General features: G+C 61.2%; 22 protein-coding genes and 1 riboswitch. Of the genes, 10 read left to right on the top strand and 12 right to left on the bottom strand.

Going from position 1 to position 24,991, the window contains the following annotated elements; genetic code table 11:
- Positions 1 to 3: 3 nt before the first annotated feature.
- Entirely contained in the window at positions 4 to 606 is a 603-nt protein-coding gene (locus B5495_RS10560; RefSeq protein ID WP_079553582.1) for a cell division protein ZipA C-terminal FtsZ-binding domain-containing protein, read from the top strand.
- On the opposite strand, the gene B5495_RS10555 is transcribed toward B5495_RS10560, so the two are convergent.
- Entirely contained in the window at positions 603 to 1,442 is an 840-nt protein-coding gene (locus B5495_RS10555) for a sirohydrochlorin chelatase (RefSeq protein WP_079553581.1), read from the bottom strand. The two genes, B5495_RS10560 and B5495_RS10555, sit on opposite strands and share 4 nt — an antisense overlap.
- 82 nt (positions 1,443 to 1,524) lie before the next feature.
- On the opposite strand from B5495_RS10555, the gene B5495_RS10550 reads away from it, so the two are divergent.
- Positions 1,525 to 2,412 carry a DMT family transporter gene (locus tag B5495_RS10550; RefSeq protein WP_079553579.1) on the top strand — a complete coding sequence of 296 codons (888 nt, stop codon included), beginning with the start codon at positions 1,525 to 1,527 and terminating at the stop codon, positions 2,410 to 2,412.
- On the opposite strand, the gene B5495_RS10545 is transcribed toward B5495_RS10550, so the two are convergent.
- Entirely contained in the window at positions 2,413 to 2,706 is a 294-nt protein-coding gene (locus tag B5495_RS10545) for a hypothetical protein (protein ID WP_079553578.1), read from the bottom strand.
- A gap of 161 nt (positions 2,707 to 2,867) precedes the next feature.
- Positions 2,868 to 2,958, top strand: a riboswitch (glycine riboswitch).
- Positions 2,959 to 3,134: 176 nt separating this feature from the next.
- Between B5495_RS10545 and B5495_RS10540 the strand changes: the two genes are divergently transcribed.
- The gene (locus tag B5495_RS10540; protein WP_079553576.1) at positions 3,135 to 4,379 is read left to right on the top strand and encodes a D-amino acid dehydrogenase; all 1,245 of its coding nucleotides are present in this window, start codon (positions 3,135 to 3,137) and stop codon (positions 4,377 to 4,379) included.
- A gap of 89 nt (positions 4,380 to 4,468) precedes the next feature.
- Here B5495_RS10540 and hglS read toward each other — a convergent pair whose 3' ends face one another.
- A complete protein-coding gene (gene hglS, locus B5495_RS10535; protein WP_079553574.1) occupies positions 4,469 to 5,866 on the bottom strand; it encodes a 2-oxoadipate dioxygenase/decarboxylase HglS in 1,398 nt (465 codons plus the stop codon).
- 393 nt (positions 5,867 to 6,259) lie between these two features.
- Here hglS and B5495_RS10530 point away from each other — a divergent pair, with 393 nt between their 5' ends.
- The 5 genes from B5495_RS10530 (at position 6,260) to cydB (ending at position 13,215) form a co-directional block, all read left to right on the top strand.
- A complete protein-coding gene (locus B5495_RS10530; protein WP_172824560.1) occupies positions 6,260 to 7,150 on the top strand; it encodes a GGDEF domain-containing protein in 891 nt (296 codons plus the stop codon).
- Positions 7,151 to 7,228: 78 nt separating this feature from the next.
- Positions 7,229 to 8,899, top strand: a complete 1,671-nt coding sequence (gene cydD / locus B5495_RS10525) for a thiol reductant ABC exporter subunit CydD (protein ID WP_079553570.1) — start codon at positions 7,229 to 7,231, stop codon at positions 8,897 to 8,899.
- On the top strand, positions 8,892 to 10,625 hold the full coding sequence (gene cydC, locus B5495_RS10520; protein ID WP_231897169.1) for a thiol reductant ABC exporter subunit CydC: 1,734 nt from the start codon (positions 8,892 to 8,894) through the stop codon (positions 10,623 to 10,625). The genes cydD and cydC overlap by 8 nt, the downstream gene beginning before the upstream one ends.
- A 182-nt stretch (positions 10,626 to 10,807) precedes the next feature.
- Entirely contained in the window at positions 10,808 to 12,220 is a 1,413-nt protein-coding gene (locus B5495_RS10515; RefSeq protein ID WP_079553568.1) for a cytochrome ubiquinol oxidase subunit I, read from the top strand.
- Complete coding sequence (gene cydB / locus B5495_RS10510; RefSeq protein ID WP_079553566.1) at positions 12,217 to 13,215, top strand: cytochrome d ubiquinol oxidase subunit II; 999 nt, start codon at positions 12,217 to 12,219, stop codon at positions 13,213 to 13,215. The genes B5495_RS10515 and cydB overlap by 4 nt, the downstream gene beginning before the upstream one ends.
- 66 nt (positions 13,216 to 13,281) lie before the next feature.
- Here cydB and B5495_RS10505 read toward each other — a convergent pair whose 3' ends face one another.
- Positions 13,282 to 13,935 carry a peroxiredoxin gene (locus tag B5495_RS10505; RefSeq protein WP_079553564.1) on the bottom strand — a complete coding sequence of 218 codons (654 nt, stop codon included), beginning with the start codon at positions 13,933 to 13,935 and terminating at the stop codon, positions 13,282 to 13,284.
- Positions 13,936 to 14,314: 379 nt separating this feature from the next.
- Between B5495_RS10505 and B5495_RS10500 the strand changes: the two genes are divergently transcribed.
- Entirely contained in the window at positions 14,315 to 14,803 is a 489-nt protein-coding gene (locus tag B5495_RS10500) for a GlcG/HbpS family heme-binding protein (protein WP_079553562.1), read from the top strand.
- A gap of 48 nt (positions 14,804 to 14,851) precedes the next feature.
- Entirely contained in the window at positions 14,852 to 15,268 is a 417-nt protein-coding gene (gene uraH / locus B5495_RS10495; RefSeq protein WP_197685617.1) for a hydroxyisourate hydrolase, read from the top strand.
- A gap of 120 nt (positions 15,269 to 15,388) precedes the next feature.
- Here uraH and B5495_RS10490 read toward each other — a convergent pair whose 3' ends face one another.
- The 8 genes from B5495_RS10490 to B5495_RS10455 all read right to left on the bottom strand — a co-directional run bounded on the left by B5495_RS10490 (position 15,389) and on the right by B5495_RS10455 (position 24,787).
- Positions 15,389 to 16,225, bottom strand: coding sequence for a hypothetical protein (locus B5495_RS10490; RefSeq protein WP_079553560.1), 837 nt, complete (start codon positions 16,223 to 16,225; stop codon positions 15,389 to 15,391).
- A 413-nt stretch (positions 16,226 to 16,638) separates the two neighbouring features.
- Positions 16,639 to 17,370, bottom strand: coding sequence for a GntR family transcriptional regulator (locus B5495_RS10485; RefSeq protein ID WP_079553558.1), 732 nt, complete (start codon positions 17,368 to 17,370; stop codon positions 16,639 to 16,641).
- A 124-nt stretch (positions 17,371 to 17,494) separates the two neighbouring features.
- A complete protein-coding gene (gene pyk, locus B5495_RS10480; RefSeq protein ID WP_079553556.1) occupies positions 17,495 to 18,970 on the bottom strand; it encodes a pyruvate kinase in 1,476 nt (491 codons plus the stop codon).
- 382 nt (positions 18,971 to 19,352) lie between these two features.
- Positions 19,353 to 20,240 carry a 2-hydroxy-3-oxopropionate reductase gene (locus tag B5495_RS10475; protein WP_079553554.1) on the bottom strand — a complete coding sequence of 296 codons (888 nt, stop codon included), beginning with the start codon at positions 20,238 to 20,240 and terminating at the stop codon, positions 19,353 to 19,355.
- 106 nt (positions 20,241 to 20,346) lie between these two features.
- Positions 20,347 to 21,123, bottom strand: a complete 777-nt coding sequence (gene hyi / locus B5495_RS10470; RefSeq protein ID WP_079553552.1) for a hydroxypyruvate isomerase — start codon at positions 21,121 to 21,123, stop codon at positions 20,347 to 20,349.
- 78 nt (positions 21,124 to 21,201) lie between these two features.
- Positions 21,202 to 22,986, bottom strand: coding sequence for a glyoxylate carboligase (gcl, locus tag B5495_RS10465; protein WP_079553550.1), 1,785 nt, complete (start codon positions 22,984 to 22,986; stop codon positions 21,202 to 21,204).
- A 339-nt stretch (positions 22,987 to 23,325) separates the two neighbouring features.
- Positions 23,326 to 24,021, bottom strand: a complete 696-nt coding sequence (locus tag B5495_RS10460; RefSeq protein WP_079553548.1) for an aspartate/glutamate racemase family protein — start codon at positions 24,019 to 24,021, stop codon at positions 23,326 to 23,328.
- 16 nt (positions 24,022 to 24,037) lie between these two features.
- A complete protein-coding gene (locus B5495_RS10455) occupies positions 24,038 to 24,787 on the bottom strand; it encodes a GntR family transcriptional regulator (protein WP_079553546.1) in 750 nt (249 codons plus the stop codon).
- Positions 24,788 to 24,991: the final 204 nt, after the last annotated feature.

Below are 24,991 nucleotides of genomic sequence, written 5' to 3'. Positions count from 1 at the left end.
CGCATGGATACCTCGCCACTCGCAACGACGCTTGCGCTGGGCTCATTGTTATTGGGCCTGGCGGCGGCGGCGCTGTTTTTCTACATCGCGTTCAGCCGACGGCGCAAAAACGCCGCATCCCGAGCGGCGGCTGACACGGCACCCGTCAAGCCAGGCACTGCGGCACAGCCGCCGTCTGCACCCACGGCCAGCGGTTCACCCACGCGAAAAACCAAACCCAGGCAGTATTCCCTGTTTGTGATTTTTGACCAGCCAAGCGCCGAGACCGATGAGCGCCTGACCCGCTGGCTGCAGGAAAAAAGCGCGGCGTATGATCCTCTGAGCCACGTGTTTCACATTGCCGGCGAGCAGCCTTCAAGCCCCATTACCGTGGCCAACGCGTTTCCACCCGGGGAAATGCCCGATCTCATGCGCGGCGAAGGCCACACGCCGATCAAAGGCATCAGCCTGTTGGTCAAGCCGCCCCTGCGCCGCCGGCGCAATCAGCAAATGATCGTGTACGTCGAGCTGGCCAAGGAAATGCGCGAGCTGTTCGATGGCGACATGCTGGATAGCGAGCGGGCGCCCGCCACGGAAGAGACCTACGCCGAGATCATCAACGGCTAGGCTGATGCCTCTGCCAGCGCCTGCTGCAGGCGTGACTCAAGAATCGCGACGATGCCGGGATGCTCGCCCACCAGCCGCGTGGGCGTAATGCGCCTGCCCGGCCGCTGGCTTGCCGCTGCACAAATATCGGCGATATCGCCGCCTTCGCCGGCGTGGCGTCCGGGCGATAAAAACAACATGGCCAGCACCACGTCGCCATGCGCCAGCGCATTACCCTCCAGCGCCTCTTCCAGCAGCGGCTCGTTGAACCGATAGACGTCACCCTCGCGGCGCTCCATGGACGCCGGCATCACGCCCACGGCCTCATCAGCCAGCAACACGCTCAGCTGCCCCGCCAGCCGATTGCGCACCGCGGTCACCTCCGGCGCGGGGCTGCCGTGATCCACCAGTACCACGTTGAACGCTTCACCGGGCGTGACGCTTGCGCGCACGTTATCCGCGAGTATCTGCGCAAGGCGCAGATCAACCGGCGCCTGCTCGTCAACCAGCGGCGGCGCAACCGTGACGCGCACGTCGGGAAAGCGCGCCTGAAGCTGCGCCATGCGCTTGGGCAGGTACTCGCTCAGCGCGCGGCTGGGGCCAAAGAAAAACGGCACCACGATGATCTCCGTCACGCCCCGTGCGGCTTCGCGCTCCGCCGCCGGGCCAAGGGTTAATGCCGCCTCGCCGCCCAGCGCGTCGGGCGCTACCTTGTGCGAGTGCAACAGCGAGGCGGCGTGCACCGTTTCCCCGCAGCAGGCGCTTAAATTCGCCGCCACGCGCCGTAAATTAAGCGTTGCCTCAGGGCGTAGTGAGCCGTTATCGACCAGAAAAATGGCCCGCGTGGAATCTGTCATTTATTGGCCCTCTGTTGGAGCATATCAATATGCCATTGCGTTAAACTGGCGTGCCGTTACCCCCGTGCCGTCAGGAGTTGCCATGCCCACCGGGATACCCCAGAAATCCGCCGTACCGCTGTCCAGCCTGCTGCTCGCCGTTATCGGCGCCGTGGGCATGGCCACCATCGGCGTTATCTCGCGCATCACCCAGCTGAACGCCGAAAGCATTACGTTTTATCGGCTGGGGCTGGGCGCCCTGTTTCTGTTGGTGTACCTGATGCTCACCCGGCGCGGCCAGCATTTACGCCACGCGCCGGGCTGGGGCGTGGTGATCAGCGGCGGCTTTTTAGCCGTCTTTATTCTGTGCTATGTGCAGGCGATGAACTACACCCAGATGGCCAACGCGATTTTGATGGTGTATCTGGCGCCGGTGTTTTCTGCGGTGGTCGCGCATTTTTTGTTTCACGAACGGCTGGGGCGCGTGCAGGTGGCGTGTATTGCCGCCGCGCTGTTCGGTTTTGCCATGATGCAGGAGTTTCACCTCCAGCTGGGTGGCGGCCGTGACGCCGTGGGCCTCGGGTTCGGGCTTTTGGCCATGCTCGCCTACAGCGCGTTCATCCTCACCAACCGAGGCTTACCCCCGCGTACGAATGACCGCACCGGGGCTTTCTGGCAGCTTTTTTTCGGCGCGCTGGTCATTCTGCCGTTCGCCCTGCTCAGGCCCGAAGGGCTCAGCGCAGAGGCCTGGCAATGGCCGTGGCTGCTGGGCGCCGGTCTGGTGCCGGGTTTTCTCGCGCTGCTCTGCGCGGTGCTGGCTATCAATCGCCTGCCCACCGCGCTTTACGGCACTCTGGCCTACTGCGAACCGCTGGCCGTGGTGCTGTTCGGCTGGAGCCTGTTTGGCGAGGCACTCACTCCGCTACAGCTGGCGGGCTGCGGCATTATTGTGGCCAGCGGCATCGTTCAGGCGCGGCTCAGCCAGCGCTGATCACACCATCACCCAACCCAGCACCAGCAGGCCGATAACCACGCGCACAATCGCGCCGAGTATCGAGCCACGCAGCAACGCGCGCACCCCGCTGAACAACAGCCAGAGCCCGATGATCAGTATCACAATACTGAGAAACGAGCCGCTGATACCCAGCGAGCGCGACAGGCCATCAACAAAGTTGTGCAGGGCGCCAAACGCATTACCAAACAGCGCGCGCAAAAACGTGACGACGGCATGAATCGCGTCACCGATCGCCTCGCCGGCGTTGTCAAAAAATCCATTGGTCTGCATGGCAACCTTCCCTGCTAATAAAAAATGGCGTCCATCATCCCTTTAACGGCCCGCCCGCCGCAACTTTATTACCCTGTTTGCCCGGGCATCGGCGGCGTGCGACAAAACGCGCATAGACGTTTGGCGGATTGTGATCCGGCCAGCACTTGGGTATCACATACCCAGCGCATGCGGGAGAGACTGCTCTTGAAGGGCAGCGCCGAAGGAGCAACAGCCCCGGAAACTCTCAGGCAACCGGACCGTTTGCGCCAACATATTCCGAAGAGCGGCCGCACCCGGTATACGTCGGCCCACCGAAGGAGCAAGCGCCGCGCGCGTGAATCTCTCAGGTTCAGGACGGAAGGGGCAAGCGCTTGATAACGACAAGCGCCTGTCATCTACGCGTCTGTCTTTAACAAGACCCTTGACTGAACTTCGGGAGAAGCATCATGCGCCATATTGCTGTCATCGGTGGCGGTGTCACCGGCATTACCACTGCCTATAGCCTGCTCAAGCGCGGCTTTGACGTGACCGTGTTTGAACAGAACCGCTACGCCGCAATGGAAACGTCCTTTGCCAACGGCGGCCAGCTATCGGCGTCCAACGCCGAGGTCTGGAACCACTGGCCCACCATTACCAAGGGGCTGCGCTGGATGCTGCGCCGGGATGCGCCGCTGCTGGTCAATCCGCGCCCCAGCTGGCACAAGCTCAGCTGGTTTGCCGAGTTCATGCGCGCCATTCCCCAGTACGGCGACAACACCACCGAAACCGCGCGGCTGGCCATTGCCGCGCGCGAACACCTGTTTCAGTGGGCGGACGACGAAAACATCGACTTCGACGTCAAGCATGAAGGCATCCTGCATATTTACCGCGACAAGGCCGGCTTTGACCACGCCGCGAAAGTATCGCAACTGCTCGCCCGGGGCGGGCTTGAACGGCGCGCCGTCACGCCCGACGAAATGCGCGGACTCGAGCCGACGCTTGCGGGCAACTATTACGGCGGTTTTTATACCGAGAGCGATGCCACCGGCGATATCCACAAGTTTACCCAGGGGCTTGCTCGCGCGGCCGAGCGCCGTGGCGCAACGCTCAACTACGGCTACCGCGTGCAGGACCTCGGCGCCAGCGCTGACGGTGCCTGGGTGGTGGCCAGCGCCGGGGACGAACCCGTGCGCCAGACCTTTGACGGCGTGGTCGTCTGTGCCGGCACCGCCAGCCGGGCACTGGCCGCCAAGCTGGGTGATCGCGTCAACGTGTATCCGGTCAAAGGCTATTCCATCACCGTTCAGCTGGACGACGAGGCCTCGCAGCAGGCAGCGCCCACGGTCAGCCTGCTCGACGACGAAACCAAACTGGTGACCAGCCGCCTGGGCGCCGACCGCTTCCGGATTGCCGGTACCGCCGAGTTCAACGGCTTTAACAAGGACATCCGCGACGACCGCATTCGCCCGCTGATCCGCTGGGTGGAAGAGTGCTTCCCCGGCGTCAGCACCCGCCGCGTGGTGCCCTGGGCGGGGCTGCGGCCGATGCTGCCCAACATGCTGCCCAAAGTCGGCGCCGGACGCCTGCCGACGGTGTTCTACAACACCGGCCACGGCCACCTGGGCTGGACACTCTCGGCGATTACCGCTGAACTGTTGGCTGACGAAGTCAGCGCGTCTTCCCTGCTTGGCGCCCCGGCAACGGCGCGCTAACGCCGGACGTTACAGGCCAAGCGCCATGCCCGACTTACCGGGCATGGCGTAGTCGTGCCTCCCCTCTGGCTGACACGCTCCGCTCTGGCTTATGCGGTTTTCAGTGCTTCAAGTGCGGCGTTTAGCGAAGCGCGCTCGCGCTCGGCATACAGCGCGATTTCATCCACTACCGCAGCACCCAGCGCCGCCTCAAACTGCGCCTGATTCGGGCCGCCCTGGCTCTCGCCTTGGCGCTCCGCGTCGGGCGTGGCGTCGTCCCCACGGGTCTGGCCAAGATTGGACTGAAAAATCCCCGCCGCGCTCACCGGCAGAAAATCCTCGTACACCATCGGCGTGGCCCAGAGCGCGCCGCGCTCAAGCAGCGTCTCCACGCCGGCCGCGTTGATCTCGTTGGCACTCAGCCCCGCCGCCCGGTCGCGCGCCGGCCAATAGTGGAAAAACGCCAGTCCTTCGCGGCGCAGCGCCGCTTCATCATCGGGAAACCCGTCAAATGCCGCCTCCAGCCGCGCCTGATGCGCAGCATTGTCCGCCGCCGGTGCACCTTCGCGCGCGTCGGCCAGCAGCCGGTCGTAAAGCGCCCGTCCTTTGGCTGTTAGCGCCACACCGCGCTGCTCGATTTCGCCAAAGCGCGCCGTGTGGGAACCCGCTTCGCTGCCCGCAAAGCGTACCGGCTCTTCCAGCGCCTTGAAGCTGGTCTGGCGCAGCAGCAGCGGGCAGCGCCGGCGCGGCGGGCCTTCAATGGTAGCTTTCGGCTCGATGCCGTAATCGGGCATGCGCCGCTGAACCTCGTCAATATCCAGCGTGCGCGGCGTCAGGTGATTAATGTGCGGGCCGCGAAAGCACACCACGTCGGCAATCAGCCGGTGCTCGGCGCTCAGCGATTCATACGTCGCACGGTCTACGGTGGCATCGCTGTGCCAGCGGAACGTTTCCAGCGCCTCGTCCACAAAGGCATCGGCGTCACGCTCGTCAAGCCCGCCCTGCGCTTCGCCGCGTTCAATCAGCGCTTTCACGCCGGGGGTGAAAATATCCCGCGCGTGCAATATCTCCAGCGCACGCTCGCGCAGCGAGGCCGACTCAATCAGCTCTGGGCGCAATAATGAGGTAAACACGCGGAACGGATTGGCGCGCAGGGCGTCGTCGTCGACCGGACGAAACGCCGTGGAGTGCACCGGCACCCCGGCTTGGGAAAGGTCGTAATAGCCCACCGGCAACATGCCCATCACCGCGAACAGGCGGCGCAGCATGGCGAGCTCGGCGGGCGTGCCCACGCGGATGGCACCGTGACGCTCGACGCTCAACCGCTGAGCGTCACCTGCGGCGTCAAGCCGTTCGGCAAGCGCTGTATCAGCGGCCAGCGTCTCGCGGTTGACGACCTCCACCAGTTCCAACAGCGCACCGTACTGGGGCACCTCGTTGCGGTACATGGTGGACATGGCGTGAGAAAAACGCGCACGGATCCGGTCGGGGCTGATCCACTGACTCATGACGAACTCCTTGCTGAGCAATAACAACGTTGCCTCAGCATAACCAACCCTCGCGCTTCGCTTTTGCGAAATTGGCCGCCTTTTCTACGAAAACACGCCCACCAAAAGACACCTTGCAACTCGCCACGACTAAACTATATTGAGCTTTTTCAAGCACCGCCCCTGATCTTGATGCGCCCATAATAATTTGCCGGAGCACCAGGCACGGCGCATACTTCAGGGTTAACCTGCCACTTTGGCTCCGCTCGTTAAACAAGGCGAGCGCAACAATAATGTATCACCGTCTCGCCAGGACCTGTGACGCGGTGAAGGGAGCCGGTAATGGCCCGTATTCAGGAAAGGCATATAAGCGTGATCTCAGCCAACGACACTCAACGCACGGAATCCGCTGACATGTCGCTGTTACGGCGTTATCGCGCTGCGTTTATGCAGTCCCGCGAGGCCATCGTCTTTGTCCAGCAGGACAAGATCATCGACTACAATCCCGCCGCCTTGGCGCTGCTCGGGGTGGACAGCGAGGCGCTGGTTCCCACACTGGGCCTGATGCATTTTTCCCCCGGCCGCCAGCCCAATGGTAAAAGAAGCCGCGCACTCGGTAGCGTGTACGTCAAACAGGCCATGCGCCACGGTCAGGCGCTTTTCGAGTGGCGCCTGCAGGCGCTGAACGGGCACGAATTTCCGGCCGAGATCATGCTCAGCCGTATCGATATTCCCGGCGATACGCTGCTGCAGGCTACCGTGCGCGACATTTCCCGGCAGAAACGCCTGGAAGAAGAGCTTTCACGCAACGCCATGACCGACCACCTGACCGGCGCGTTCAACCGCCAGCGGTTTGACGAGGAAATGCGCCGGGCACTGGCCCGGCTGCGGCGCAATCAGGTATCTACCGCGCTGATCCTGCTGGATATCGACCATTTCAAGCCGGTCAACGATACCTACGGCCACGCCGTGGGCGACGACGTGCTGGTGGAGCTCACAGCGCTGCTGGATGCCAGCCTGCGGATTCCCGACATGCTGACGCGCTGGGGCGGGGAAGAATTCGTCATGGTACTGCCCGATTCCGGCCAGCAGGAGGCGCTGCAGCTGGCCGAACGCCTGCGCCAGCTGATTGCCGACCACGACTTCAGCGTCGTGGGCAGCATTACCGCCAGCCTGAGCGTGACCACTCTGCACGCCGACGACGATGCCCGCCGCTGCCTACAGCGTCTGGACGATGCGCTCTATCAGGCCAAGGATCTCGGCCGCAACAAAGTGCTTGAGGCCGACTCCGACGCCGCGGTGTAAGCCCGCACCCGCACGTTAGCCGTTGGCGCACGGCGTTTGACCCCTTAGGCTAGGCGTTCACCGCATTCAGGAGCCGCCATGCCTGCCCTCTCCGCCAGACACCTGCTCACCGAGCTTGCCGCCACCCAGCGCCGGCGCCTTAATCTGGCCGTTGCCTGCGGCCTGCTGGCGGGCAGCCTGACGCTGTTGCAGGCGGCGCTGTTCGCCTGGATCGTCAGCGCGCTGCTGGTCAACCATCAGCCGTTAGCGCGTACGGTCCCGCTGTTTGCGTTATGGCTGCTGGTGCTGCCGCTGCGCGGCCTGTTCAGCTACGCGCAGGAAAATCTTGCCCAGCAGGCCTCGCTGGCCGTGCGCCAGCGGCTACGGCGGCGACTTGTTGATCACCTGGTACGCCTCGGGCCGGTACGGCTCGCCGGTTACCACAGCGCGTCGCTGTCCTATCAGGTAGTCGAGCAGATCGAGGCGCTGGACGGCTATTATTCACGCTTTCGTGTACAGCTTGTGCTAGCCGTGCTGCTACCGCTAATGGTGCTTGTGATCAGCGCGTATCTGGACTGGCTGGCGGCGATATTTCTGCTGCTTGCAGCGCCGCTGATTCCGCTGTTCATGGCGCTGGTGGGCATGGGTGCCGAGCGCCTGAATCGCGAACAGTTTGCCGCCGTGTCACGGCTTTCGGGGCATTTTATCGACCGCGTTCGCGGCCTGACCACGCTGCAACTTTTCGGCCAGACAAAGCGCGCCACCCACAGCGTTCACGCTGCCGCCGACGGCTATCGGCAACGCAGCATGCGCACGCTACGACTGGCGTTTTTATCCTCGGCGGTGCTCGAGTTTTTTGCCTCGGCGGCCATCGCCGTGGTGGCTATTTACGTCGGTTTCGGGCTATTGGGCTATATAAGCTACGGCCCTGCCGACGAGCTGACGCTTTTCAGCGGCCTTTTCATCCTGCTGCTGGCGCCCGAGTTTTTTCAGCCGCTGCGCAGCCTTGCCCAGCACTACCACGACCGCGCCGCCGCGCTCGGCGCCGCCGAACGCCTGGCCGACTTGTTAAACCAGACGCCGCCTGCCACGCGCGGTGACACACCGCCGCCAGCGCTTGCACCCGACGCCGATGCCTTGCTGGTGTTAACAGACGCCTGCGTTTCCCACCCCGGGCGCGGGGTGGTGCTCGGGCCGGTGTCGCAACGCCTTGGCCGCGGTGAAACCGTGGTGGTGACCGGCGCATCCGGCAGCGGCAAGTCAACGCTTTTGCAGCTGCTGGCAGGCTTTGTCGCCCCCGATGACGGCGTGCGCCAAAGCCAGCGTGACCTGCGTTTTGCCTGGATGGACCAGCGCCCGCTGCTGATTCACGCCACGCTTGCCAACAACCTGCGCCTGGCAGCCCCTGAGGCAAGCGATGCAGCCCTTTATCAAGCGCTTGCAAGCGCCCACCTGAGCGAGCTGCTCGAACACCTGCCCGACGGGCTTGAAACGCTCATCGGCGAGCGCGGGTCGGGGCTTTCGGGCGGCCAGGCCCAGCGTCTGGCGCTGGCGCGAATCTTCCTATCCGAAGCACCCCTGGTGCTGCTGGACGAGCCGACCGCCAGCCTGGACGCGCACAGCGAGCAGGCGGTCATGGCGGCACTCACGATGCTTCCGCGCGCCGGGCGTACGCTGGTCATCGCCACCCATCACCCGGCGCTGATACAACTTGCTACGCGCCGCTGGCACATCGATCACGGCCGGCTTAAGGAGATCGCGCATGGATAAGCCAGAACGTTTGGTCACGACGCTGCGCCCCTGGCTTATCGTGCTGGCCAGCCGCCAGCGGCGGCTGTGGCTGGGTGCGTTACTCATGGCGCTGACGCTGTTTTCCGCGCTAGGGCTGCTGGCCGTGTCCGGCTGGTTTATTACCGCCACCGGGCTTACCGGCCTGCTATTTGCCGCCGGCATCGCGGCGACGCTGGACGTTTATGTGCCCGGCGGCGCGATTCGCCTGTTTGCCGTCACCCGCACGGCAAGCCGCTATTTGGAGCGGCTGTACAACCACGATACGGTGCTGCGCCTGCTGGCCGATCTGCGCACCCGGCTGTTTAGCGTGCTGGCGGGGCTGGATAGCCATGCGCTTGCCAGCCGCCGCGCCAGCGACTGGCTCAACCGCCTGACGGCCGATATCGACACCCTGGACAGCCTGTATTTACGCCTGCTGGCGCCGCCCGCTGTGGCGCTGCTGGCCGGGGCGATCCTGAGCGGCGTCACGGCGCTGTTTGTGCCGTTGGCCGGCGGTTTTTTAGCCGGCGTGCTGCTGTTGGGCTGGCTGTGGCTCACGCTGGGCCAGGCACGCCTCGGCATGGCGGCCAGCCGGCGCCACGTTGACGAACTGGAAGCCCTGCGCGGCAGCGTCATGGAAACCCTGCAGGGGCTGGCCGAGCTAGACGCCTACGGCGCGCTGGCCCACCAGCAACGATCCCTTGACCGGCTGGAAGCGCACCTACACCACAGTCAGCGCCGCTTGGGCCGCTGGGTCGCGCTGGGCAACGCCCTCCAGGCCTGGCTGGTCGGCACGGCGACGCTTGGCACGCTATGGCTGGCCGCCCGGGCCTTTGAGGCGGGCAGCATTAGCGGGGCGGTGATGGTAATGCTGCCCATGGCGGTCATGGCCATGAATGAGGCCTTCGCCGCGCTGCCCGCAGCGTTTACCTGGTTTGGCGCCACCCGTGGCGCCGCCGAGCGCCTGAACGGCCTGACCGAGCAGCGTATTGAGCAACGTACCGAGAAAAGCCCCGCACCCACCGCTGTTACCCCGGACACGCCGCCGGAAAACGCCCGCACGCTGCGCCTTGAAGGCGTCGGCGTGCGCTACCCCGGCGCCTTTCAGCCGGCGCTTGACGGGCTATCGTTAAGCCTCGCCCCCGGGGAACGGCTGGCCGTGGAAGGCGCATCGGGTTCGGGAAAATCCACTCTCGCCGCGCTGCTCGGGCGCCAGCTCTCCCCTTCTCAGGGCATCATCACGCTGGGCAACACGGCCCTTGAGGCATGGTCGGACGCCGAGCTGCGCCGCCGCGTGGTCGTGCTCACCCAGCAGACCGAGCTGCTGGACGACAGCCTTGCCGCCAACCTGCGGCTGGCCAACGCCGAGGCAGATGACACCACGCTATGGCAGGCGCTTGAGCAGGTGTCGCTTGCCGAGTGGGCCCGCGAACTTCCCCAAGGGCTGGATACGCGGGTCGGCGAAGGCGGCCGCCAGCTCTCCGGCGGGCAGGCACGCCGTGTCGCGCTGGCGCGGCTTTACCTGTGCGACCCCGACCTGGTGGTGCTCGACGAGCCGTTTTCCGGCGTCGACATGTCCACGGCACAGGCGCTATCCCAGGCGTTACATCGGTGGCTTTCCGGCCGCACTGTCGTCTATCTTGTACATAAGGCAGACACTGACGCCGCGCCGCCGGGCATCACTCATACGCTCACCTTGCGCGACGGACAGCCGCATTCTGAATAAAAGCGCTGCGACAATACACCATGGCACAAACGCACAGCTGCGGTTATAGGATATACGCCTTTGGCATAACCCTGATTATCGTGATACGCCTATTCAATCGCGTTAATGCGCCGGACACGCTGAGCGTTTAGCGCACGGTTGCCGTCTTTTTAAACCTTTGCAACACGCTCTGGGAGGTCATAATGGAGCTGGACCCGCTGCTGCTCTCCAGGCTGCAATTTGCTTTTGTGGTGCTGTTTCACGCCATTTTTCCGGTGTTTACCATCGGTCTGGCGTCGTACATTGCCCTGCTGCACGGCCTGTTTTACAAAACCGGCAACGCTGCTTGGGATCGCCTGGCGCTGTTCTGGACCAAAGTGTTTGCCGTGGTATTTGGCATGGGCGTAGTCTCAGGCATCGTCATGTCGTTCCAGTTTGGCACCAACTGGAGCAACTTTGCCCAAGCCACCTCCAACTTTTTGGGGCCGATGCTGAGCTATGAAGTGCTCACGGCGTTTTTCCTCGAAGCCGGCTTTCTCGGCGTGCTGCTTTTCGGCCGGGGTAAAGTCCCTGAAGGCGCACACCTGTTTGCCGCTCTCATGGTGGCGCTGGGGACCTTTATTTCTTCGTTCTGGATCCTTTCTGCCAACAGCTGGATGCAAACACCGGTGGGCTATGAACTGATTGACGGCCGCTTTCATATCACCTCCTGGTCGGAAGCCATTTTCAACCCGTCGTTCCGTTATCGCTTCGCCCACATGGTCATAGCCTCTTTCCTGGCCGGCGGCTTTGTGGTGGCCGGCGTTAGCGCCTGGTTCTTGCTACGCCAGCGCGATGTCGAGGCCAACAAGAAGGCGCTTTCCATGTGCCTGTGGCTGCTGCTGTTCCTGGCACCGGCACAGGCCGTTGTCGGCGACTTTCACGGACTCAATACGCTGGAACATCAGCCGACCAAGGTGGCGGCCATGGAAGGCAACTGGGAAACGCAATCCGGCGTACCGCTACTGCTGTTCGCCCTGCCTGACAAAGACGCCCAGACCAACCACCTCGAGGTGAAGATTCCGCATCTGGCGAGCCTGATCCTCACCCACAGCATCGACGGCACGGTGCCGGGGCTGAATGAAGTGCCCCCTGAAGAACAGCCGCCGGTGTTTATCGTGTTCTGGGCGTTTCGTGTGATGGTCGGGCTGGGGCTGGCGATGATTGCCGTAGCGTTGGCCGGCTTGGCACTACGCCGGGGCGGACGCGTTTATCGCAGCCCGATTTATCTGAAAACGCTGGTGGGCATGATCGGTGCGCCTTTCGTGGCCGTACTCGCCGGCTGGGTGGTAACTGAATCCGGCCGGTCGCCGTGGCTGGTGTACGGCATAATGACCCACGCCGAGGGGCTGACGCCTTCGCTGACCGGCGGCATGGCGCTATTCACCCTGATTGGCTATATGGCGGTGTACGCGGTGGTGTTCGTGGTGGGTATTTACTACCTGACCCGGGTGATCAATAACGGCATGCTGCCCGAACCGGATCAAACCCACGACGAAGTGGAGCGTGCCAAACGTCCGCTCTCCGCGGCGCACACGCCCTTTGACGACAACGACCTGCAGGGAGATAAGTCATGAACCTTGATATTACCCTGGTATGGGCCGGCATTATCGGCTTTGGCGTCATCATGTACGTGCTGATGGACGGCTTTGATCTGGGGCTGGGGATTCTCTTCCCCTTTGCCCCGGACGAAGCCTCGCGCGATGTCATGATGAACTCGGTCGCACCCGTGTGGGACGGCAACGAAACTTGGCTGGTGCTGGGCGGTGCCGGCCTGCTCGGCGCTTTCCCGCTAGTGTACTCGGTGTTTTTACCGGCGCTTTATATCGGCGTTTTCCTGATGCTCGCAGGGCTGATCTTTCGCGGCATTTCCTTCGAGTTCCGCTTCAAGTCGCACAAAAACCGCCACTGGTGGAACCGTGCCTTCTGCTGGGGTTCGATGGTCGCCGCCTTTTCCCAGGGCGCTGTCGTTGGCGCCTATATCCAGGGCTTTCCTGTGGAGGACAGGGTCTACGTCGGCGGCGCCTTTGACTGGCTGACGCCGTTTAGCGTGCTCACCGGCATTGGCCTCATGGCCGGCTACGCGCTGCTGGGTGCGACCTGGCTGATCCTCAAGTCCGAAGGTCACGTGCAGGACTGGGCTTATTCCATTACGCCCAAACTGCTGCTCGGCGTGTTAGTGGTGTTCGGCGTGGTCAGCCTGTGGACGCCGCTGATCAGCGTTGACGTGCGCGAGCGCTGGCTCAACCAGATACACCTGATCTGGATATTTCCGATTCTCGCCATGGCCTGCGCGGCAGCGCTTTATCGTGCGGTGAAGCGCCGCGCCGAAGGCCGGCCTTTCATCATGGCGCTGGGGCTTTTCATTTTCACCTACTTAGGGATGATCGCCAGCAAGTGGCCGGTCATTGTACCGCCCAACTACACCATCTGGGACGCCGCTTCCTCGCCGGAATCCCAGGTGTTTCTGCTGATCGGCACGGTGTTTGTCATCCCCATTATCCTGGCCTACACCACCTGGTCGTACTGGGTGTTTCGCGGCAAAGTGAAAGTCGGCGACGGCTACCACTGATCAGGCATTAAAAAACCGCCTCGCAAATGCGAGGCGGTTTTCGTATCAGCTATTACTGACTGGTGCTTACTGCGGCAGCTTCGCCTTGCGCACGTAGGGCAACGGCGCATCGAACGTGCCGAATTTGGTCTTGGCATCATCATCAGAGACGTTCGGCGGAATGATGACGTCTTCGCCGACGGTCCAGTCAGCGGGCGTGGCAACGCTGTGTTGGCCGGCGGTCTGCAGCGCGTCGAGGGCGCGCAGAATCTCGCCAAAATTACGCCCGACATTCATCGGGTACGTCATGGAAAGCTTGAGCTGCTTGTCCGGGCCGATAATAAATACCGAGCGCACCGTCGCGCTGTCCGCCGGGGTGCGGCCGTCCGGCAGGTAGGCTTCGGCCGGCAGCATGTCGAACAGCTTGGATACCTTGAGCTTTTCATCGGCAATGATCGGGAAGCTGACGTCGCTGCCGCTATAGGACTCGATATCATTGATCCAGCCCTTGTGGTCTTCCACGCCGTCAACTGACACGCCGATCACCTTGGTGCCGCGTTTTTTCCACTCGGCATCAAGCTTGGCGACCGCGCCAAACTCGGTGGTGCATACCGGGGTAAAATCCTTGGGGTGCGAAAACAGGATGGCCCAGCTGTCACCGATCCAGTCGTGAAAGTGGATGTTGCCCTGGCTGGTCTGCGCTTCAAAATCCGGTACGGTTGCATTAATACGTAGCGACATCGTTGACTCCTGACATTGGCTAATCTATACGCTATCCATCATAGCCTCACGCCCAGCTTATGTTCAAATAGAATTAAATACGAAATTCTTATGACTTAATTTCGTAAATTTAATATAAAACCTCGACACAGGCGCAGCCACGCATGCTAGCCCGCTGATACGTCGGCGCGGGGGAACCACAGCGTAAATAGTCGGCCGCCTTGGCCTCGTCCTCTACCACCAGAATACGCATCGCCTTCTCCCATCGCCCTCTTCTTTACCGCCTCTAGGCTAACGGGTAACGCACCGGTCAGGCATTACAAATTCGTAATCCGTGCGCAATCTACACGTAGGTGGGGGTATTGCACACTGGGGCTATTCAAACCACAGGAGATACGCCATGCGTTTACGTTTAAGCCAGCTTCCGCTATGCGCCGCCGCGCTGTTCAGCGGCCTCGCATTTGCCGCACCGGACTCGGTCCTTGAGCATAAAGACATGTCGCTGACGCTTGCCAATCAGCTGATCGATAAAACGCTTGAAAGCTGCCACGACGATGAGCGCACCGCGGTGGTGGCCGTGGTTGACCGGGGTGGCCGTCTGGTCGCGCTGCAGCGCGATGATAACGTCGGCCCGCACAACACCATCGCCGCTCAGCGTAAGGCGTTCACCTCGCTGTCCACCGGGACGGCCTCGCGCGAGCTGTCAAAAATTGCCCGTAACGACCCCGAATCGCAAAATCTCAACACCGTGGACGAATTACTGCTGCTGGGCGGCGGCGTACCGGTCAAAGTGGATGACGCGGTCATCGGCGCTATCGGCGTTGCCGGCGCCGGCGGCTCTGCCATTGACGAAGGCTGCGCGCTTGACGCTATCGACGAAGTGATATAATACTTTCACCCTGCATAATGTTTGAATAACTTTTCAAGGAATCTGCTCATGAGCATGAAACTGACTACCACACTTGCCACCGGCGCCCTGCTGGCCGCCATGGGCGGCACTGCGATGGCTGCCGATAACCCCTTGAGCGTCCACGTGCTCAACATCGAAAACGGCCTGCCTTCCCCCGACGTCAACGTTACACTCGAGCAAAAACAGGACGACGGCTGGGAAGAGCTCAACGCCGCCGTGACCGGCGACAACGGCCGCATCAACGCACTCTACCCGGACGACATGGCGCTGGAAAACGACACCTACCGCGTGACGTTTGACACCGGCGAGTGGTTCAACAACCACGATACCGAAACCTTCTTCCCCGAAGTGCCGGTTATTTTCGAGATCAACGGCTCGCTAGAGCACTACCACATCCCGCTGCTGCTGAGCCCTTACGGCTACTCGACCTACCGCGGCAACTAAGGCCGGCAAGACGTAACCGTCATAGCGACCGTTAGACACAAAAACCCCCCGCTGCCGCAAGGCAACGGGGGGGGGGTCAGCAAGCTAGCGCGAGCCTGGCAATGCTAAGACGCCACCCTGTTACAGGTGCCATTCCAGCTGGAAAGTTACCGCATCGGTGTCAACGCCGTCTGCACCATGGTTACCAAACTTGTTGCGCCAGTATTCGTAGCCTACGCCGGCCCAGAGACGGTTGTCTTCACCCCAGGCAAGCTTGCCCACGTCAGCCATCAGCGACGGGCGCGAAAGCTGCTCGTCTTTGGTGCCCAGACCTTTTTCGCCGTTGTAGTTATAGAAGCCCTGGAACTTCATCGGTACAGGGCCCGCCTCGAACGGAAACTTCCATGCGAGATTGATCTGGTAGTAATCATCAAACTCGACGGTCGTGCCGCCGTCCTTGAAGCCGTTGTGATTCCACTCGTGGGAATAAAACACGCTCAGATCGAGGAAACCTTTCGGCACGTCAAACTTGAACGTCGGCCCGACTACCAGCTGGCGCTTGCGCGGCGCAAACGCGGTGTTCTTGGTATTCAGATCAAAACCGCCGGTCAGCGCGACTTCTTTCACCGGGCCAAAGGCCAGCGCATCGCCGAACAGCTTGCCGTAGTGCAGCTGGTTGCGGTACGTCAGATAGGCTTCGGTCGCGCCGGTGTCGCCGCCGCTGATGGGGTCAGCGCTGTCAGACTGCAGCATGTCAATGTTGAGAAACTGCTGGCCCAACGAGTGGCCGCCCACGTAGTTGAACTGCAGAATATGCTTTTCCACGTCGTTCGCATTTTTTGGCTCGGTAAACTGGGTGCCGTAGCGATAGCCGATGAACGTATCGCTCCAGGTGGCTGCCTGGGCCTGAGTAAAAGCACATGCGGCAAGCGTAGTGGCACCGACCAGTGCGGCCACGGAATGTTTGGTTTTAAACATCAATCAAATACCCTTTTGTTTTATTGTAAGAGTAGAGGTCAGCGCTGCAGGCGCTGACTGCCTCCCTTGCCCTGCCTGCTACACCATATTGTTGCGTTTATTGTCGGTGCTCAAACAGTGCCTCTGGCACACGTTGTGTACCGTGGCTTGCCCACTGCAAGGACGAGCCAGACCTCGGTAACGGCTGTTCTCGTACGCCGTTTCTTTAGCAATACCTTACACCGCTATTTTTTGTATACAAGGACAAATTACACAAAAAGCGGCATTACGGCAACAATCTCACCCGTCCGATGTCACTCTTATGTAGCACAACAGGATACATCCGCAAAAGACCCCATCGTATGGCCACAAAAAAACGGCGCTCGCAGGCGCCGTTTTTACGGTTGAATGATCAGATTTTCCGCGCCAAGCCGCTAGCCCAACGTGGCATTAGCGCCAAAAATGGTCATCAAATCAGTTTCTGACTGTCGCGGACATAGATCCAACAGGTTTTCCAGGCTATTCAAGTGCTGATGCACGCCTTCCCTGGCAGCCTCGGCATCGCCGCTTGCCAGCCGCTCAAGAAGCCGCGCATGGTCGCCTTCCAGATAGCACGACCCCAGGCTTGGGCGCTTGTATAACGCAATCACGATGGAGGTGCGCATGATCAAGTCGGTGAGCATGGAACTCAGAATGCGGTTGGGCGCATGCGCGGCCAGCAGGTGGTGAAAACTCAGCGAGTGCTCGATGCGCGCCGGCTCGTCGCCTTTGGCGTAGGCCTCTTTTTCAAGCGCCACGTGGCGCTCAAGCGTGGCCAGTGCCTCGGCATCAAGCTTGCCCGCCTGCAGCGCCACGGCCTCGCCTTCCACCAGCCGGCGTGCCGAAAACGTCTCCCGGGTTTCCTCGATAGTCGGCGCCCTGACTCGCGCCACCTGATTGGGACGCTGATCCAGCACGTGCTCCGAGGCCAGCCGGGTGAGCGCTTTGCGCACCACCGAGCGGCTGACGCCGAAAACCTCACCCAGCGTCACTTCGGGCAGCTTGGTATCCGGCGGCAAACGCTGCATCAGCACCGCCGCACGAATATGGTCAACGATATCCTGATCGCTGACGCGCCCGCGCTCCTGCGCAGACTGCGAAAGCGTTTTACGCCAGACGGGGTTCATCCTGCACTCTCCACATAGGTCATCGCAAAACAGCGCATTCTAGCCCCGAACGGCGGTAAAAGGACAGCACTTGCGGGAAAAGTACTGCCTTGGCGTCGCTTCACTACGCTGGCGCTAGCGCCGGTTAACCGCGCTGGTGATCAGCCGTCACGCTGAGGATCTTCATGGTGTTGGTGCCGCCGTGGGCGTTCATGTGATCACCACGGGTCAGGATCACGTGGTCGTCCACCTGGGTAATGCCTTCTTTCACGAGCAGTGCCAGCGCGTTGTCATTAAGCTCTGACGCTTCCATGCGGCTGGTGTCAAACGCAAACGATACCACGCCGCGGTACAGCGCCATGCGACGCTGGGCAACCGCGCTGTGGGCCAGGCCGATGATCGGCAAACCCGAGTGAATACGCGAGGCAATCAGCGCGGTATAGCCGCTCGAGGTCATGCAGGCAATGGCCGACACGCCTTCAAGGTGGTTGGCCGCATACATGGCCGACAGCGCGACGGTTTCGTCGCTGCGGGTAAAGCCCTGGTGGATCCGGTGGCCGGACTCCTGGGTGCTGCGCTCGCGCTCGGCGCCCAGACACACGCGGTCCATCGCTTCGATGGTTTCTACCGGATAGTCGCCGGCGGCGGTTTCGGCCGACAGCATGACCGCGTCGGTACCGTCGAGCACGGCATTGGCCACGTCAAACACTTCAGCACGCGTGGGCAGCGGCGACTCGATCATGGATTCCATCATTTGCGTGGCGGTGATCACCGCACGGTTCAGGCTGCGCGCGTGCTTGATAATGCGCTTTTGCACGCCGATCAGCTGCGCATCGCCGATTTCCACGCCCAGATCGCCACGAGCCACCATGACCGCCTCGGAGGCGTTGATGATGCCGTCCAGCGTTTCGTCATCGGCTACGGCTTCGGCGCGCTCGATTTTGGCGATGAGGCCAATGTCTTTGCCTTTCTCGCCCATGAGCTTGCGCGCTTCCTGCATGTCGGCTGCGGTACGCGGAAACGACACGGCCATGTAGTCCACACCAATCTCCAGCGCGGTCTTCAGGTCTTCTTTGTCCTTGTCGGTCAGCGCCGGCGCCGACAGGCCGCCGCCAAGCTTGTTGATGCCCTTATTATTGGACAGCCGACCGCCGACGATCACGTGGGTGTGGACTTCGTCGCCTTTTACTGCGTCAACGTCCAGCACCAGGCGGCCATCGTCGAGCAACAAGCGGTCGCCAACGTTCAGATCCTCGGCGAGTGTTTCGTAGTCGCAGCCGACGCGATTCACGTCACCGGCTTCGCTATCCAGCGCCATGTCGAGCACAAAGGGCTTGCCTTCTTCAAGCTCGACGGCGCCATCCTTGAAGCGGGCGATGCGGATTTTAGGGCCCTGCAGGTCAGCAAGCGCAGCCACGCTTTTGCCGATACGATCGGCGATCTCACGTACTTCCGTCAGGCGGCGACGATGGTCATCCGCCGAGCCGTGGGAAAAGTTGAGGCGTACCACGTCGACGCCGGCACGCAGCATGCGTTCAAGCTCGCCCTCGCGATCGCTTGCGGGGCCCAAAGTTGCCACAATCTTTGTGCGGCGAATGGGAACATAAGTATGGTTATTCATACGGACCTCGGCAGCACCATAATGGCGCAAAAATCATTAACGTTGGTGCGGGTCGAACCCGTCACGATAAGGTTTTCCAGGGCGGGAGGGGAAAGTGCAGCCACCGGCAAACTCCTCGGGCAAGGGGCAAGAGGCAAAGCAAAGAAGAGGGTCAAAAAAAACCGGCATCAGGAAAGTCATAAAACGGGGGAGGTGCCTGACACCGGTGAAAAGTCACAAGTCACAATAAATAGCAGCGGCAGACGCAACCCGTGTCTGCCGTGGTGACGCAGGCCGCCCTTCTTTGCCCAGGAAACGGCCTGTGTTCACGGGGTGGCGTGCGCACAAGGCGCACGCCGACGCAGCGGGCAGGCGGTCAAACCGCCTGCCCGGCTCGCCTGTCTTACTGACCGATTTCGTGGTCAGCAAGCTTTTCCAGCGCGCGGACGATACCCGAGTGATCCCAGTCGGCACCGCCGTTGGCGGCGCAGGCCTGGAACAGCTGCTGGGCGTTGGCCGTACCCGGCAGTGACAGGTTCAGCGTACGTGCGCCTTCCAGTGCCAGATTGAGGTCTTTCTGGTGCAGCTTGATCTTGAAGCCCGGGTCGAAGGTGCGGTCGATCATGCGGCCGCCGTGCACGTCGAGAATCTTCGACTGTGCCAGACCGCCGAGCAGCGATTCGCGCACTTTGGCCACGTCAGCACCGGCTTTGGAAGCAAACAGCAGGCCTTCAGAAACGGCTTCGATGGTCAGCGCTACAACGATCTGGTTGGCAACCTTACAGGTCTGGCCGGAACCGTTTTCACCGATATGGGTAATGGATTTGCCCATTACTTCGAGGATCGGCTTGGCGCGCTCAAAGCCCTTCTCGGTGCCACCGACCATGATGGTCAGCGCAGCGTTGATCGCGCCGCCTTCGCCGCCGGATACCGGGGCGTCAACGTACTCGCCTCCGGCTTCCTGGATGCGCTTGGAAAATTCCTGGGTGGGAATCGGCGCAATCGAGCTCATGTCGATAACCAGGGTGTCTTTCTTGAGGCCGTGGATAACACCTTCTTCGCCAAACAGTACCAGTTCAACGTCGGGGGTATCCGGCACCATGGTGATGACAACGTCAGACTTCGCGGCAACCTCTTTCGGGTTGGCGCAAACGTTGGCACCTTTTTCCTTGAGGTCGGCCGGCAGCGACGAACCGAACTCAACGGTGTTGATCTCGTGGCCAGCGTCCAGCAGGTGACCTGCCATCGGGCGACCCATGATGCCTAGTCCGATAAAACCGATCTTGCTCATAGTAGCTCTCCTGTCACAGTGATCGTATTACGTGAAGCGTGTCTATCATCTTGCGCGTAACGCCTTGCGTATGGCCTGTGCCATGCAAAAGCGTTGCAAAAATCGCTTAGCGTGCGCTTTCCAACCAGCCCAGACCTTCTTTGGTGCCGGCTTTGGGCTTGTACTCACAGCCAATCCAGCCACTGTAGCCCAGGCTCTCAAGGTGGGCGAACAGGAAGGGATAGTTGATCTCGCCGGTGCCCGGCTCGTGGCGGCCGGGGTTGTCGGCCAGCTGCACGTGGGCAATACGCTTCAGATGCTTCTCGATGGTCGGCGCAATGTCGCCTTCCATGATCTGCATGTGATAGATGTCGTACTGCAGCTGAAGGTTATCGCTGCCCACTTCATCAAACAGCGCCAGCGCCTGCTCGGTGCGGTTGAGGAAGAAACCCGGAATGTCGCGGGTGTTGATCGGCTCGGCGATCAGCAGCAGATCAGCCGCCTTGAGCTTGTCAGCGGCAAAGCGCAGGTTTTCCACCAGCGTCTTGCGTGCTTCTTCTTCGCTGACGCCTTCCTGCTGGATACCGGCGAGGCAGTTGACCTGAGTATTGCCCAGTACCTTGGCGTACTCGATGGCCTTGTCAACGCCTGCGCGGAACTCTTCAACGCGATCCGGATGGCAGGCAATGCCGCGCTCACCGGCACCCCAGTCACCCGCCGGCAGGTTGAACAGCACCTGCTCAAGGCCGTTGTCGTCGAGACGCTTTTTGATCTCGGCAGCTTCGAAATCGTACGGAAAGAGATATTCAACGCCCTTGAAGCCCGCGTCGCCGGCTTCCTTGAAGCGATCGAGGAAATCAACCTCGGAGAACAGCATGCTGAGATTAGCGGCAAATTTAGCCATGTAAATCTCCTTATGTCTTTTCGTGTATGTCAAAGCACCCGACACCGGGCAAAGCCGGTGCCGGGTGATAGCCGTTTCTTAGCGCAGGGCAGCGATGGAGCTCGGCGCGTCTGTCTCGATCTCGGCCAGATCCTCGAATTCGTTGACGTTGCTCAAGCCTTTACCGCTCATGGAGATGTTGGTGATCCGCTCAAGGATAATCTCTACCACGACCGGCACCTTGAACTCGTCCTTGAGCTGCTTGGCTTTCTCCAATGCCGGGGCGATTTCTTCGGGATCGGTAACGCGGATAGCCTTACACCCCAGACCTTCAACAACGGAGACGTGGTCGACGCCGTAGCCGTTGATTTCCGGGCAGTTGATGTTTTCAAACGCCAGCTGAACCTGGTAGTCCATGTCGAAACCGCGCTGCGACTGACGGATCAGACCCAGGTAGGAGTTGTTCACTACCACGTGAATGTACGGCAGGTTGAACTGCGCGCCAACCGCCAGCTCTTCGATCATGAACTGGAAGTCGTAGTCGCCGGACAGACCGACGATTTCGGTTGTCGGATCGGCGCGACGCACACCCAGTGCGGCCGGAATGGTCCAGCCCAGCGGGCCGGCCTGGCCACAGTTGATCCAGTGGCGCGGCTTGTAGACGTGCAGGAACTGGGCACCGGCAATCTGCGACAGGCCGATGGCCGTGACGTAACGGGTGTCCTTGCCGAACGCCTTGTTCATTTCCTGGTAAACGCGCTGGGGCTTGACCGGCGTTTCCTTGAAATCGGTCTTGCGCAGCATGGTGAGGTTGCGCTTCCGCTCTTGGCACTCTTCCGCCCAGGCACTGCGATCTTTCAGCTTGCCTTCGGCTTTCCACTCTTTGGCCACTTCGATGAACAGCTCAAGCGCGGCCTTGGCGTCAGACACGATGCCGTAGTCCGGACCAAAGATACGACCCAGCTGAGTCGGCTCGATGTCGACGTGAACAAACTTGCGGCCTTCGGTGTAGCTGGCGACGTCGCCGGTGTGGCGGTTGGCCCAGCGGTTACCGATACCCATGACGAAATCGGACTCGATCATGGTGGCGTTGCCGTAACGGTGCGAGGTCTGTAGACCCACCATACCGGCCATCAGCTCGTGATCGTCCGGAATGGTGCCCCAGCCCATCAGCGTCGGGATAACCGGCACGCCGGTAAGCTCGGCAAACTCGGTCAGCTGAGCAGCGGCGTCGGCGTTGATGATGCCACCGCCGGCCACAAGCAGCGGCTTGTCGGATTCGTTGAGCATGCCCAACGCTTTTTCGATCTGCGGGCGGCTCGCGCTCGGCTTGTACGCCGGCAGCGGCTCGTAGGTGTCCGGATCAAATTCGATTTCGGTCATCTGTACGTCGATCGGCAGATCGATCAGCACCGGGCCGGGGCGCGAGCTGCGCATCAGCTGGAAGGCTTTCTGAAAAGCGCGCGGCACCTGGGCCGCTTCCAGTACGGTAGTCGCCCACTTGGTGACCGGGCCGGCAATCGCGGTGATGTCGACCGCCTGGAAGTCTTCCTTGTGCAGCTTGGCTGCCGGCGCCTGGCCGGTAACGCACAGAATCGGAATGGAGTCGGCGCTGGCCGAGTACAGACCGGTGATCATGTCGGTGCCGGCAGGGCCCGAGGTACCCAGGCACACGCCGATGTTGTCGGCTTCGGTGCGGGTATAGCCTTCGGCCATGTGCGACGCGCCTTCAACGTGACGCGCGAGCACGTGATCAACACCACCGATTTTACGCATTGCCGCGTAGAACGGGTTGATCGCCGCGCCGGGCAGGCCGAACGTAACGTCCACGCCTTCTTTCTTAAGCACGTGAATGGCAGCTTCAGCAGCAGTCATTTTAGCCATTATAAACTCTCCTCAGTCAGGTTCCTGTTGGCCGCTTGATGCAGGCGCGCCAGGTAACCTCGGTAAAAAACGTCCCGCCGTCAGGAACATTCCTGTAATTAATACTGTTGTCGCTAGAACCTGTTTTGCCTAGGACTGCATGTATCCAGGACTGTAATTACAACGGTACCCAGTACTTGTACTCAAAAATATGCGTCAGACGCAAGACTGTCAATAATTTGTGGAAATATTTTCCATTATTTTGGAAAAGCAGCCAGAAGCTTCCGCACCTTCGTTATATCGAGCTACAGAATCAAGGAGTTAAAGACACTTGAGCAATAGGCTCAAGAGACCTGGCAATTAACCCTGGCCACCGCCAGGCAAGGTCAGCATTCCTGCCACCTGGCCTAGCGCAGCGTCGAACGCGTTCAACAGGCGCACACCGGGCGGCGCCACCACGGCATCGTGAAGCCCGGCCAACGCAGCACCACCAATAATAATCACCGACGGCGCATAGCGGGCTGCCTGGGCGTCTACCAGCCGCTGCAGCGTGGGCACGGTTTGCGCCTGCTGATCGGGCAGATGCAAACCATCAAGCATAATGGCGTCGATCCCCAGGCAGTGACGCGCCACTCCCAGCTGCGTAAGCGTGTCGTCTATCATTCGCGGCCAGCGCTGCCCTGGCGTGATGATGGAAAACCGCTCGCCCAGCTGTAGCGCCGTCAGCAGCGAGGCCTCGAGCATACTCACCACCGGCACCGGACTGATATCACGCACCGCGGCCAGCCCCGGGTCGCCAAAGCACCCGAGCAAAAATGCATCCGGCATCTGGCGTGGCGCTCCGTCCTGTTGCGGCGCCAGGCATTGCTCGACCAACCCGGCGGCGGCCTCGGCGGCGATCGCACAGGTGCGCGGCGAGCCGATATAGGCGGCACCGCTCGCCGCCGTCAGCGCAGAAACCCGCGCTGTATCGCCGAGTCGGGCACGGGCTAATTGCGCCATATGCTCGGTCATGCCGGCATTAGTGTTGGCGTTAACCAGCGTCACGTATTTCATCAGCCACTCCGCTGTATCAGTCGTCCAGGCCAAATATCTGGTGTAAATCAGGCGCGCTCGCCTCTTCTTCCACAATTGAAAGCGACGCTTCGATTTCCTTTAAATGGCGTTGCATGAAAGCCTTGGCGTTAGTCCCCTCGCCACGCTCCAGACAATCCACCAAATCATCGTGGTCGTGGGTTTCGCAGCCCAAATGTCCGGTACTGCCGTAAACGGCCAGTATCAGCGACGAACGCGAACACAACTGGCGCACAAAGTCGGCAATGGTCGCATTGCCGGAAAGCTCCGCCAGGCGCTCATGAAACGCGGCGGACAGTTTGATCGCCCGGCTCCGCTCGCCTACGCTCAGCGCCTCGCGCTCTTCGCTTGCCATCTGCTTAAGCTCACGCACGTCATCAGCGGTAATGCGTTGGGCTACCTTCGGCATAAGACCGCATTCGACCAGCTGGCGCGCGGCGAACACGTCCCGAGCTTCGTTCGCCGTTGGCCGGGTCACGCTTGCCCCTCGCCGCGGCGTAAGCGTCACCAACTGCTCCAGCGCCAAACGCTGCAAAATTTTGCGTACGCCGGTGCGGCTGATATTGAACACTTCAGTCAGCGCGTCTTCGCGCAATCGCGCGCCCGGGCGCAGCTGGTGCTCGATAATGGCATCGCTGATGATTTGATAGATGGTTTCGTGGCGCTCGGCGCCGTCACCATTCTTGCCCACGCGCTTGGGGCGCCCGGCGCTGAGTCGCGCTTCCTCCTGATCGTGCGGCTTTTCCATAGTCGTGTCCTTATTACCTGATTCTGCGCTTTTCCAACCCGCTTGAATGAGCGGGTGTCATAACCTGGCAGTGCTGACAAACCACCCACCAAACAGCATGCAATCATAGTTTTTTTGTATACAAAACCACTACTAGACTAAAGGATAAGACCCGAAAAAAGGGGTCAATGGCGCCTATCGTGCCTCCTTACAGCCCTTAGCACA

Source organism: Vreelandella subglaciescola, from assembly GCF_900142895.1.
GTDB classification, from domain to species: Bacteria; Pseudomonadota; Gammaproteobacteria; order Pseudomonadales; family Halomonadaceae; genus Vreelandella; species Vreelandella subglaciescola.
Note: the sequence above shows the minus strand (reverse complement) of the source record. Positions and strands in the feature narration are given on the sequence as shown.